The following is an 11,830-nucleotide window of genomic DNA, read 5'->3' as shown; positions in this document are numbered from 1 at the left end:
ACGAAGGATTACCTCCCGTCATTAGACTCGAATATGGAGGGCCGTGCAAGCTGCATGCCCAGCGTCCGTCCGACCGCGCAGACCTGCATGAACCGCGTCGCCTGGAAGAGCAGCGCGACCGCCAGCGCGGGAGACCCGAGCGCGGCGACCGCTTCGGCCGCGGCCCGCGCGGCGTCGTGACGTCCCTCGACCATCGCGATCGAAAGATCGCGCACGGCCTGCTGCAACGGGGTGATCTCCGCGGCCGATGGCCTGCCGATCATGGCCGCGATCCAGTCCCGGTCGAACCCCAGTTTTTCGGACAGGCGCTCGTGCTGGATGCGCTCATAGGGAAAGTCCATCGCCGTGCACACGGTAAGCGCGACCGTCTCGTTGACGTCGTCCGGTATGGCCGCCTTCAGGGCCCCGCTGAGCCCCATGAACGCGGACAGGATTTGCGGCGTGTGGCTCCCGTATCGGAAGAAATCGCCGAAATAGCCGAGCCGGTCCACGGTCGGCTGGAACAGCTTCTGGAGGTCTTCGCCGATATCGGGAAAATCGAGGGGCGATATGTTGGTCATGGCAGCACCCGATGTTGTGCGAGACGCCGCTCGCGGTTGCACGTTTCGAAAGGCGTCAGACCAGTTCGGAGATGTTGGTCTGAAAGCCGATCTGCGTTCCCAGATTCCGGATCTGATCCTTCATCGTTTCCTGCCATATCAGGGACTCCGCCGCGATCATCAGCGGATGATCCTGTATCGTCAGCGCATGGAATCCCTCCGATCCCGAAGCGTGATTGTGGACCGCCCAGCCGGGCGCCGACAGCATCAGGTCTCCCGCCTTCCAGTGCAGCTTTTCCCCGCTGACCGTGCTCCGGCCGGAGCCGCCGAACCAGTAGTTGATCGCCGCCGAGCTGTGCCGGTGCGGGCGATCGACCACGTCGCCGGGATAGGCCGCGATCGACGCGAAGAAGCTGTGCGTCGTGCCGTTCCTGCGTTCGGTCGCGGGATTGTAGAGGATGTAGAGGCGCCGGCCGGTGTAGCCCTCGCCGATGCCGCGGACCGCCTTCAGTTGCGGCTCGACGACCGACCAGGGCCAGTGCAGCGCACGGTTCTCAACGGTGTCGGGGTCGACCAGATGTTCATACGGCATCAGGAAGGCGCCGCCGCAGATGGCGACGATGGGGGCATTGTCCTTGGCGCGCGGCCCCTCGGGCACGTTGTCCGCCACGGCCTTGAACCACGCATCCGAGATCCTGGCGTCGTCCGCCTCCTCGCCGTAGAAGACCATCAGCTTTTCAAGCATCGGGCGGTTGGAAAAGGTCAGCCGTACCAGCAGGTCCGATCCGCTGTTCTCATAGAAGACCGGGTGCATCGACGGCACGTTCCACACGTCGTGCATTTCGATGCCGAACCCGGATGGGCCGATGCGCGCCGCGCCATAGCCCCTGATACAAGTGCCCACCGCGGTGCTGTTCGACCGGCTGACCCGCACGCTTTCGCCGGGCTTCAGAACGTCGATATGCACGTCGATCCCGGGCGCGAGGCCGAGGCCCGGCGCCTGCGCGAGCGGATGGACGATGCTCGCCGTCCGCCGGCCGTTGGCGGGCGCGGGCGCGTCGGCCAGCCGCTCCACCTCGCGGGCGATCTCCTCCCGGGTGATGAGAACCGAGGGCCAGGTTTCCACGGCTTCGGGGAACCGGCCGCTTTCATCGACAAGTTTCACACGACTTTCCATACTCCGCCCTCCCCGGCGTCAAGGATCAAACAGTTGCGGCGTTCCGCCAGCGCGGCGACACGCGCCGCGGCTGATCGATGGCAAGGCCGATTCCTTTCGCGACGGCGCGCTCATAAGCCATGATCGCCACCGAAAGGTCGGACAATCCCGTTCCCATCGGCTTGAACAAAATGATGTCGGAATCGGCCGGCGGCGCCGCGCCTTCGCTGAGCAGACTCCCGAGCGTCCGGACAGCGCCCCATCCGGCGGGATCGTCGCCGAAATGCGCGCGCAATTCGCGGGAGTTGAGCTGCGCGTTGCGCAGGCTGTCGACATACACGCTCGTGCTCCGTTCGAGCACGTCGGGCATGAATTCGGCATTGGCGGGCAAGATCGCCCCCGCCGCGATCAGCAGCACGCCCGGCGAGAGAAGCCCAGCATCGAGAAAGGGCGTCGAGGCGCGCGTGATCAGCGTGACGATTGGGGCGGCGTATACCGCCTCGGCCAGAGACGGGCAGTCGACAATGTCGAAATCGAACCGCGCCCGCGCCTGCGTGACGAAGGCAGCTCTTTTGTCAGCCGTCGGGCTGTACACCCGCAGGCGCCGTAGCGGACGGACGGAAGCAACCGCCGCAACCTGGGTGAGCGCCTGCGCGCCCGTGCCAACGAGCGCCATCTCGTCGACACCCGGTCTCGACAACACATCCGCCGCGAGCCCGGACACAGCCGAAGTCCGGATCTGGCCGAGCGTCGCCGCCTCGATCACCGCGAGGAGACGGCCGTCGCGCATGTCGAACATCGAGAAAATCGCCGTCGCGCCACGCTCGGTATGTACCCAGGTCTTGAAGCCGGCATAATGCTGCCGGGTCGACATCGATCCGAGCGCGTGCATCGCGCCGCCGGGCCACAGTCCCAGCGCCTTGTCGATCGCCTTGGCGCGTCCCTCCGCTTCCTCGATGAAGCCGGTGCGCAGTGCCGCCATCGCGTCGTTGATATCGACGAGCGATGCGACCTGCTCCTCGGTCAGCCAGATCAGGGACGCTCCGGCTTTCGCCTCGCTCATCGCGCCGCACCCGCATGTTCGGCAATCACCGTGTTGCGCAGCAGGCCGACGCCGGGAATGTCGATTTCCATCGTGTCTCCGGGAACGAGCCAGATCGGCGGTTTGCGCAGAAAGCCGACCCCGTCGGGCGTGCCCGTGGCAATGATGTCTCCGGGCAGCAGGCGCGTGAACTGGCTGATGTACACGATGAGCTCGGCGACGCTGAACACGAGCGAGGTCAGCCTGTCGTGCTGCACCACCTGTCCGTTCAGTCTGGTGGTGAGCGTGAGCGCCGAGGGGTCGCCCACCTCGTCCGCCGTGGTCAGCCACGGGCCGATGGCGCCGCTGCACAGGAAATTCTTGCCTGCGGTGACCTGCCGGGCATGGGCCTGGAAATCCCGCACCGAATTCTCGGCGAAGCAGCTGTAACCGGCGACGCAGTCCATCGCCTCCGCCGCGCTCACCCGCCAGGCGGGCCGCCCGATGATGACGGCGAGTTCGCCTTCATAATCGAATTCCGAAGAGATCGCCGGCGCGATCACGGGTTGATCATGGCCGACCTGGCTCGATGGAAAGCGGACGAACAGCGAAGGATGTTCGGGAAGCGGCGTCCCGGTCTCGGTCAGATGCCCGCGGTAATTGAAACCCACCGCGAGGATCTTGTCCGGGTCCGTGATCGGCGGCAGCATGACGACGCTGTCGGCGGAAACCGCCTCGCCGTGGGCCGCGGCCGCCTCGCTCAATCGCTCCTCGACAAGCAGCGCCTTGAGGCTGCCTGCAATATCCTCGGGAAGCAGGACGAGATGCCCGTTATCCTCCCGGATGATCCGGGGTCGCCCTTCGTAAAGACAGCTTCCTATCTTCATTGCTCGCTTCGATTGCTGTTGCGTGTTCGGCTAGGTTATGCGCGATGGGTCGGCGGCGTGTAGGCACGTACCCGAAAGACATTCTTTCCAAATCGGCACCTGGGCCGCGCTGCTTTTTCGTTGGGCCCTGCAACGCCGGTGCGCGCAATTCATCCGCCTTTTGTCGGCGCACCTTTTCCATTCCGGAAAGCCAGTCGTTCCGGGACGCTGTTGTCAAAAATCGCGTCCCGGCTCAGGCTCCGCTCAAACCTTGGGAGCGACGCGAGTAATGAAAAGCTGGAAGGACGATCCGCGGGCCGACACCAACCCGATCTTCAATGACAATCCGCTGAAACTCGGCGTGTTCGGGCTGAACGGCATCGGCAACAACATGTCCAATGCGCCCGAAACGCCCGATGCGGACTGGGACGAGTCGGTCCTCGTTTCCAAGCTCGCCGAAGACGCCGGGTTCGAGGCGAATGTCCCCTATTCGCGCTGGCGCGGCTACATCGAGGAAGAGCCCGCGCATCGTAGCGGTCTCGCGATGGACAGCTACACATGGGCGGCGGCGACAAGCCAGGTGACGCGCAGCGCGGTCTTCGCAACCTCGCACGTTCCCACCATTCACCCGATCGCCGCGGCCAAGCAGTGCGCGACCATCGACCGGATCTCGGGCGGCCGTTTCGGGCTTAATGTCGTGGCCGGCTGGAACAAGCCCGAGCTGGACATGTTCGGCGCCGCGATGAAGGACCATCACGACCGCTATGCACAGGCGGCCGAATGGATCGAGATCCTGCGGGAATTGTGGAGCCGTGACGACACCTTCGATTTCGAAGGCACCTATTACACGATCCGCAAGGGCATCAGCCTTCCAAAGCCGATCCAGAAACCGTTCCCGCCCATCATGAACGCCGGCGGCTCCGATCGCGGCCGGGAATTCGCCGCCAAATACTCTGATATGGCCTTCGTCATCGTCAGGTCGGACGACGTCGATCAAATGCGGCAGGAGACCGATCTCTATCGCAGGCTCGCGCGCGAGGAATATGGCCGCGACCTGCAGGTCTGGACGCTGGCCTATGTCGTGCAGGGAGACACCGAGCAGGACGCGCGCGACCGCCTCGACTATTACGTGGTCGAGCACGGCGACGACCGCGCGCTCGACGGCTTCATGAAGATGCACAACATGCATTCCCAATTGATGCCCAAGGACGTGATGGAAATGATGAAGTTCCGTCTGAAGGCGGGCCACGGCGGATACGAGCTGGTCGGAACCGCCGATCAGATCACCGCCCGTCTGGAGAAGCTCTCGCAGGGCGGCATCGATGGCGTGCTTCTCAGCTGGTTCAGCTATGAGGACGGTGTCAAGCGCTGGATCAGGGACGTGAAGCCGCAACTGGCGCAGGCGGGGCTGCGCGCCGGCTAATCCCGGCAGGCCTTCGCCGGCCGGGATTTTTCCTCCCTAACGCTGGATCGGTTCCAGACGCGTCGCGCCGCCGATGCGGAAGCCGTAGGAATATGTCGCGCCGGCGACGACCTCGTGGTCCCTGAAATGGTCCAGCGCCTCGTCGGGAGCGTTGCCGAGTTCGAAGAACGGTTCTCCGAGCCAGACATCGCCGATCTTAAGATCGGTGCGGTTGACCTCCACGAGTTCGGAAACCACCGTTTGCGTGGGGTGCAGCGCCGGCCAATGGCGATGGCCGAACGTCGAGGGCCGCGACTTGAGGTCGCCCGGTTCGCCGGCGCGCGTCAGCGTCAGGCCCATGCGCATCAGGGTGAAACCGTGCCGCGAGCAGATGCCGCCCGTCACCGCGCCCACGCGAAGCCCTCCGCCGGTGACGGGGTTGTAGGCGTGCGGCCTCGCCATCGTGATCGCGCCGATCTTCTTCGGATACCCGTTCAGCCAGCCGCGGATCAGCGACCATTCCTTGTCGACCCACACGAACGCCGGAAAATAACCCTTCCTGTCGCCATAGGTGCACGCGATGCTCAGTGCCGCCTCATTATAGACGGCCCCGGCCGGATTGAGCAGCAGCGCATCCGGGCGATCCTCGCTCGCCGACTGGAAAGCGCCGACATAGGCCATGCACAGGCCATCCGCGACCTTCAGGCCCGGCGGCAGCAGCGCTTGCAGCCTCTCCGGATCGCAGCGCAGATAGACGACAATGAGATCGGCGCCCCACCCATAGAGGCAGTCGTCGACGAGGCTCGCGCCGCCGTCCGGCGTGAGGAAATGCGTGGCGCCGCCCATTCGAATACTCCCGAAACTATGCCTCGAAGCCGGGGCGCGCGCCGAGATGGACGACGGGCCGGTTCACATATTCCTGCAGAATCGTGCTGTTCATGGCGGCGAGCAGCGCATTGTCCTGAATCGCGAACGTATAGGCCTCCCGGTCGAAGCGTCCGTTGGAATGCATGGCCCAGGCGGGCGCGGTCAGCACCAGATCTCCCGGCCCCCATGTAATTTCCTCGCGCTCGACGATCGTCTTCCACTGGCCGGCGATGGCATAGTTCATCGCCGTGACATTGTGCCGATGGGACCGCGCCATGTCCCACTTCTTGCCGGTCCAGTTCGGATCGACGCCGCCGCTCATCCAAGCGGTGATGGTATTGGTCGACCCGTGCGTGCGGCCGGTCGCCGGATTCCAGTACATCGTGATGATCGCGGCGCGCAGGTCCTTCGTGTTCTTATCCATGCCGTTCAGGAAGGCCTTGACCTCCCCCCACTTCCACAGGTGCGCGTCCTGCTCGACCACTTCGGGGTCGATGAAGGCGTGGTACGTCTTCAGCGCGCCGCCGCCGGTCGGCATCGGGTAGATGAAGTCCGCCATCGGATCGCGGTGATGCGGAGCAGACTCGCGCGCCGCCGCCACGGCACCATCCGACACATAGAGCGCGCGCAGATACTCGAGCAGCGGCGCATCGCTGAACACGAGGCGCACATAGGCCGTGTCGCCCGTGTTGGCGTAGGCTTGCGGGGCCATGTTCGGCACGGACAACGTGTCGTGGAGCGTCATGTCGAAGGCCTTGCCGTCGACGACGGCCCTGCCCTCCCCTCCGATGCAGATGCCGACGCTGGAGGCGTTGCTGGCGGCCAGCTCCACCGCCTCGCCGGGCATGACCACCTCGATGGCGGCGCGAAGGCCCGGCGTGATGCTGTTACGCTGGGATTGCGGGTGAACGATGTACGACCGGCGCCGGCCGTTCGCGGGCCGGGGCAGCGACTTCAGCCGCTCAATCTCGCCATCGATCTGATCCTTGGAGACCTTGAAGGCGTCCCAGCACGGAACCATCGCATCCTGCGCGCCCGAAGCATCGACAAACGGACTGCCGACCGGCCCTTTCTCCTGTCCTGAACCCAGCGCGCCGTCCGTCATGATCGTTACCAGCCTCCCGATACACCCGAGGCCTCGATGTCCGGCGAGAAATCGGCCATGGCAATAACGGCCGTGTGTCCCATCCTTCCCCAAGGCCCTCAGCGGATACCGCAGAATCGGGCGCGAGGTTAGATCGAACTGCGAAACAGATTGTTTCCATTTTGGAGGCCGGCACATACGGATATCTTTCAAAAGACTGCCGCAGCATGTCTATGCTGCATCGCAACAAAAAATCCGATTGAAAGTTGATCGCGGACGCAGCCGAATGCGCAGTGCGACGATAAGCAGAGACCGCCGCTCCAGGCAGAAAAATTGAGTGTCTCTCGTCATTGTTCCTCGGATGGCCGGGCTTCATGAATCTAGGCGTCCAAAGCCGGCAACCGCCAAGAGAGCATAGGCCGGCAAGGACTGTTCTGGGGGAGGATACTGTCCGATGATTGCACGCTCGTTCGCTGCCCGCCGTATGCTTTCGCTTTGCCTTGGGGCCTCCATTCTCGGTGGGTTGGCGGCGCCATCGACTGCCCGGGCGCAAGCCGGGCCGGAGGCCGAAGAATCGGCTGGCCTTGCCGAGATCGTCGTGGTGGCGCGCAAGCGCGAGGAGCGGCTGCAGGACACACCGATCGCCATCACCGCACTCGGCGGCGAGGATCTGACGGCGCGCGGCGCGAGCGCACTCGCCGATGTGGCGGGCTTCGTGCCCAACGTTTCCATGTACACGGCCGCGGGCGGAAGTGGCGGCGGAGCGAACCTCTCGGTGTTCATCCGCGGTGTCGGGCAGAGTGAATTCCTGTTCACGGTAGATCCCGGCGTCGGCGTCTACGTGGACGGCGTCTACTATCCGCGCTCGGTGGGCAGCACATTCGACCTGCTCGATGTCGAGCGCGTAGAGGTGCTGCGCGGACCGCAGGGCACATTGTTCGGCAAGAACACGATCGGCGGTGCCGTCAACGTCACCTCGGCCAAGCCCAGTGGCGAGACGCGTGGTTTCATCGAGGTGACGACCGGTCGCTTCAACCGCATCGACGTGCGCGGATCATTTGAAACCGCGCTTGTTCCTGATCAGGTAGCAATGAAACTCTCCGCCTCGTCGCAGAACCGCGACGGTTACGGCAAGCGCGTCGACTATTTCACCGGCGACACGGTTTCTCGCCCCGGCGATATCGGCCAGACCGCGGCGCGGCTCGACCTGCGCTTCACGCCGTCGAACGACGTCACGGTCGATATCGCAGCGGATTACTCGCGTTGGCGGCAGGAAGCCGTGCCCGAAAAACTGCTGTCGTTCGATCAGGACATTTCCGTCGTCGCGACCTTGTGGAACATCTTCGTGGCATCGCCGATACCGATGTCGACGGATTTGATCTCGCCGAAGCCCTTCACCACCTACGGGACGGGCCCTAACCGCAACGATCTCGACATGTGGGGCCTTTCGGGAACGTTCAACTGGGACATGAGCGATACGATCGCTCTCAAATCCGTCACCGCCTACCGCCGCATGAAGGCCCATTTCGGCCGCGACGGCGACGGTGGACCCATGGACTATATCGCAACCGACAACCGGCAGCGGCAGCACCAGTTCAGCCAGGAACTCCAGCTCGTCGGCACATCTGCGGACGAACGGCTGAAATGGGTCGTAGGCGGCTTTTACTTCAACGAATACGGGCGCGATACCAACAACGTCATCCTCGCATCCGGATTTTTCAACACGTTCGAAGCACTTCCAGGGCCGATCGACGGGTCTCCGCCCGAAGCCCCAACCGCGCCCGGCGGCGCAGGCAATCCTGTGAACGTCGCGCTCGATCTTGATTTCGATATCTTCAACAAGATCCGCATCAAGAGCTACGCCGCTTTCGGACAGGCGACCTACACGCTTGCCGACGATCTCAACCTGACAGTCGGCGCGCGTTATACGCACGAGAGCAAGGACTATACGCTGCGGCACATCCGCGTTGCATCGGGCGTGCCGATCATCCCGCTGACAACCGTGGGCAAGAGCTGGGATTCGTTCACGCCGATGGCGTCGATCGACTATCGCTTCTCGCCGCAGTTCATGGCGTATGCGTCGGTATCGCGTGGGTTCAAGAGCGGCGGTTTCAACGGCCGCCCAACGGTGGACAATACGCCGCCGGTGCCCTTCAATCCCGAGGAGGTGACCGCCTACGAACTCGGCTTCAAATCCGATCTTCTGGGCCGTATGCTGCGCTTCAATGCCGCCGCCTACTGGAACGATTACACCGATATCCAGCTTTCGCGGGTCAAGGCCAACGAGGCCGGCGTTCTCGTGCTCGACCTCGGAAATGCCGGAGACGCGGAAGTAAAGGGATTCGAGCTGGAATTGCAGGCGCAGCCCGTCCCCGCCCTCCAGCTTTCAGCCGGGCTTGGATATACGGATTTCAAATACACCAGCCTTGCAGCCGGGGTGAGCGACATCTCGCTCGATACGCATCAGCCCTTTGTCCCGAAATGGACGGGCAATGCGAGCATCGTCTATACGGTGCCGGTGGGAACCAGCAGCAGCGTCGCGTTCCGAGGCGACCTGACGTACAAAAGCCGCACCTATCTCGATCCCACCAATGTGGAAACGCTCGTGCAGGATGGCTTCGCGCTGATCAATACGCGGATCACCTATTCGAACGACGACCTCGGTCTGGAGATCGCGGCCTTCATCACCAATCTGACCAACAAGACCTATCTTGGCGGCGGCATTTCGGCGGAGTCCAGTTTCGGTCATACCGAAGGCTATTACGGTCGCCCGCGCGAGTGGGGTCTTTCGGCGAAGAAGCGCTTCTAGGGAGGAGGCGCACGATGGCCGGACTCGATCCTGATGTGGCCGTGCTTCTGGATACCATGCGGGCATCGGGCGCACCGCCGCTCTGGAGCCTGTCGGTTGCCGAGGCGCGCCAGCAGCTTGCGGCTGCTACCGCTCAGCTCGCACCGGAGGCGCCGCACATCGCCAGCGAGGATCTGCTGATTGCGGGTGACGGAGCGGCCGTGCCAATCCGGCTCTACTGCGCCGACCGAAACGGTGCGGGGCCGATGGTGCTGCTGATCCACGGCGGCGGCTGGGCGCTCGGCAGTATCGAAACGCACGATGCAATCGCGCGGGCAATCGCGGCGGGTACGGATGCGACAGTGGTATCGGTTGATTACCGGCTCGCGCCCGAGCACCCGTTTCCGGCCGGTTTCAACGACTGCGTGGCCACGCTGGCCTGGTGCGACGTGCAGCGCCTTCCCGGGCAAACGCTTGTCGTGATGGGCGACAGCGCCGGCGCCAATCTCACTGCGGCGCTCACTCTTCACGCGCGCGACAATCATGGGCCGCGTGTGGATGCGCAGATCCTGATCTATCCGTGTGTAGACCTCACGACATCGCCCCCTTACGTCTCACGCGCGCAATATGGCGGCGGCGAGTATTTTCTCGGCCAGCAGGATATCGACTGGCTTCGCGGCATGTATCTCGCGGATACTGCGGATACGGGAAACCCGTTCGTCTCGCCGATGCTTGCGGAGGACCTAGGGGGCTTGCCGCAAGCGCTGATTATAACGGCTGGTTACGATCCGCTGTGCGGTGAGGGTCTTGCCTATCACCGGAGACTTTCGGAAGCGGGCGTACCCTCCCGCAACCTCCATTTCGGAGGTGCGATCCATGGCTTCCTGTCCTTTGCCGGCGCTCTGTCTTCCGGCCGCGATGCGCTGGCACGGATTATCGACTGGCTTGCCGCTATTCCAGCTCGTTGAGCTGACTGAGCAACTGGGTTCGCCGGTTTACACCCGCCTTGGCGTAGATCGAACGCAGATGGTTCTCCACCGTGCGGGGGCTGATAAACAGTCGCTCCGCGATCTCGGTGTTGGAAAGCCCCGCGGCAAGCGCTCGCGTGATATCAACCTCCCGCGGGCTGAGCTGGTATTCGCGGCAGCGAATTGCGAACATGGCCTCGTCATTCCGCCGATTGGTATGCACGATAAAGAATGGGCGCCCCTCGGGACTACGCCGGGTCCGAACGGAAGCGACAATGCCGTCAGCTTTTGAAATATCGACAGAAACGGCATCGGCGTAATTGCCGATCCGCAGGGTTCTGAGGCAAGCGCGGGAGAGTGCATCCAATCGTATCCGCCCTCCGACATCCTGCATCGCCATATGCGCCAGCCCGGTCCGGTTTCCGTATGTCACCGTCATGTGCTCGTCGAGGAACACGAGGCCGTGCCCCGGAAATGCCGAGTCATATTCGGCGATGGCGCGCTCGCGGATAACGAAACCATCCTGCAGACACAGAAGCCGCGCCGAACAGCCAAGAGCAGAGGCCAGCTTCTGCAAGCGGCGCTTTTCAATATCCGTGAACGGGCGGTCTCCCCTCGGTCGATGGAAGCCGAAGATCAGCGTGTCACCGTCATCGCTCTGCGGTTTCTGGGTCATCACCATGACATGGTGAATGCAGTTCGGCCGAAAAAAATCATTGTAGAATGGACTGCTGGTGAGCTGTGCGTAGTCCGATATTTCCGAAGTACAGAACACATGCGGCGTATTGCGCAAACTTCGGCTGGCGGCTTTCATCGCGGGGTCTTCACGAAAGTGATGCGCGAGATAGCCTTCGTGCGCACGTTCAGGCACATTATGGGCTGCCGTTCGCCCGAAACGGATTTCCCCGGCAGGGCTGACCCAGAATTGCATGAAGCAACTCGTCAAAGCGTCGAGAAAGTCGGCAGCGGGCGCAAGGACGTCCCGCTCAAGCGTGGAAAAATCCTTGCAAGACAGAATCCCCTCCTGAATGGACAGAAGCGTTTCTGTTTCTCTGGCCAAGCTTGCCATCGGATACCTCCCCTTGTCCGTCGCTTTTTTTGGACAGCGACTGGATGCAGCATCTCCACCTAACGGCTGC

Annotated in this window: 10 protein-coding genes; 3 read left to right on the top strand and 7 right to left on the bottom strand. The window is 63.2% G+C overall.

The annotated features are described in order from the left end of the window. Nucleotides 1-8: 8 nt before the first annotated feature. From ACFQ00_RS13315 to ACFQ00_RS13300, 4 genes are read right to left on the bottom strand one after another with little or no spacing between them, the layout of a single operon-like run. Nucleotides 9-560 carry a hypothetical protein gene (locus tag ACFQ00_RS13315; protein ID WP_381491661.1) on the bottom strand — a complete coding sequence of 184 codons (552 nt, stop codon included), beginning with the start codon at nt 558-560 and terminating at the stop codon, nt 9-11. Between the two features lie 55 nt (nt 561-615). Next, nucleotides 616-1,704: a cupin domain-containing protein gene (locus ACFQ00_RS13310; protein ID WP_381491658.1), complete on the bottom strand. Its 1,089-nt coding sequence runs from the start codon at nt 1,702-1,704 to the stop codon at nt 616-618. Nucleotides 1,705-1,741: 37 nt separating this feature from the next. Beyond that, nucleotides 1,742-2,758 (bottom strand): ornithine cyclodeaminase family protein, encoded by a 1,017-nt coding sequence (locus ACFQ00_RS13305; RefSeq protein ID WP_381491655.1) that lies wholly within the window; start codon nt 2,756-2,758, stop codon nt 1,742-1,744. After that, entirely contained in the window at nt 2,755-3,603 is an 849-nt protein-coding gene (locus ACFQ00_RS13300) for a fumarylacetoacetate hydrolase family protein (protein WP_381491652.1), read from the bottom strand. The genes ACFQ00_RS13305 and ACFQ00_RS13300 overlap by 4 nt, the downstream gene beginning before the upstream one ends. Nucleotides 3,604-3,871: 268 nt before the next feature. Here ACFQ00_RS13300 and ACFQ00_RS13295 point away from each other — a divergent pair, with 268 nt between their 5' ends. Then, nucleotides 3,872-5,005 carry an LLM class flavin-dependent oxidoreductase gene (locus ACFQ00_RS13295; RefSeq protein WP_381491649.1) on the top strand — a complete coding sequence of 378 codons (1,134 nt, stop codon included), beginning with the start codon at nt 3,872-3,874 and terminating at the stop codon, nt 5,003-5,005. Between the two features lie 36 nt (nt 5,006-5,041). Here the strand turns inward: ACFQ00_RS13295 and ACFQ00_RS13290 are convergent, their stop codons facing one another. Next, complete coding sequence (locus ACFQ00_RS13290; RefSeq protein WP_381491646.1) at nt 5,042-5,830, bottom strand: acetoacetate decarboxylase family protein; 789 nt, start codon at nt 5,828-5,830, stop codon at nt 5,042-5,044. A gap of 16 nt (nt 5,831-5,846) precedes the next feature. After that, nucleotides 5,847-6,956 (bottom strand): gentisate 1,2-dioxygenase, encoded by a 1,110-nt coding sequence (locus ACFQ00_RS13285; RefSeq protein WP_381491643.1) that lies wholly within the window; start codon nt 6,954-6,956, stop codon nt 5,847-5,849. Nucleotides 6,957-7,389: 433 nt separating this feature from the next. Here ACFQ00_RS13285 and ACFQ00_RS13280 point away from each other — a divergent pair, with 433 nt between their 5' ends. Further along, entirely contained in the window at nt 7,390-9,744 is a 2,355-nt protein-coding gene (locus ACFQ00_RS13280; RefSeq protein WP_381491640.1) for a TonB-dependent receptor, read from the top strand. Nucleotides 9,745-9,758: 14 nt separating this feature from the next. Next, entirely contained in the window at nt 9,759-10,691 is a 933-nt protein-coding gene (locus tag ACFQ00_RS13275) for an alpha/beta hydrolase (protein WP_381491637.1), read from the top strand. Here ACFQ00_RS13275 and ACFQ00_RS13270 read toward each other — a convergent pair. Next, nucleotides 10,675-11,760 carry a helix-turn-helix transcriptional regulator gene (locus ACFQ00_RS13270; protein ID WP_381491635.1) on the bottom strand — a complete coding sequence of 362 codons (1,086 nt, stop codon included), beginning with the start codon at nt 11,758-11,760 and terminating at the stop codon, nt 10,675-10,677. The two genes, ACFQ00_RS13275 and ACFQ00_RS13270, sit on opposite strands and share 17 nt — an antisense overlap. Nucleotides 11,761-11,830 lie beyond the last annotated feature (70 nt).

Source organism: Sphingosinicella xenopeptidilytica (genome assembly GCF_042676985.1).
Classification (GTDB): domain Bacteria; phylum Pseudomonadota; class Alphaproteobacteria; order Sphingomonadales; family Sphingomonadaceae; genus Sphingosinicella; species Sphingosinicella xenopeptidilytica.
The sequence above is the reverse complement of the archived record's forward strand: the minus strand, read 5'-3'. Positions and strand labels throughout refer to the sequence as shown.

Bases quoted from the DNA above. Each gene is read 5' to 3' on its own strand.
- ACFQ00_RS13275 (WP_381491637.1), top strand. From the start codon at position 9,759: ATGGCCGGACTCGATCCTGATGTGGCCGTGCTTCTGGATACCATGCGG.
- ACFQ00_RS13315 (WP_381491661.1), bottom strand. From the start codon at position 560: ATGACCAACATATCGCCCCTCGATTTTCCCGATATCGGCGAAGACCTC.
- ACFQ00_RS13270 (WP_381491635.1), bottom strand. From the start codon at position 11,760: ATGGCAAGCTTGGCCAGAGAAACAGAAACGCTTCTGTCCATTCAGGAG.
- ACFQ00_RS13305 (WP_381491655.1), bottom strand. From the start codon at position 2,758: ATGAGCGAGGCGAAAGCCGGAGCGTCCCTGATCTGGCTGACCGAGGAG.
- ACFQ00_RS13285 (WP_381491643.1), bottom strand. From the start codon at position 6,956: ATGACGGACGGCGCGCTGGGTTCAGGACAGGAGAAAGGGCCGGTCGGC.
- ACFQ00_RS13290 (WP_381491646.1), bottom strand. From the start codon at position 5,830: ATGGGCGGCGCCACGCATTTCCTCACGCCGGACGGCGGCGCGAGCCTC.
- ACFQ00_RS13300 (WP_381491652.1), bottom strand. From the start codon at position 3,603: ATGAAGATAGGAAGCTGTCTTTACGAAGGGCGACCCCGGATCATCCGG.
- ACFQ00_RS13295 (WP_381491649.1), top strand. From the start codon at position 3,872: ATGAAAAGCTGGAAGGACGATCCGCGGGCCGACACCAACCCGATCTTC.
- ACFQ00_RS13280 (WP_381491640.1), top strand. From the start codon at position 7,390: ATGATTGCACGCTCGTTCGCTGCCCGCCGTATGCTTTCGCTTTGCCTT.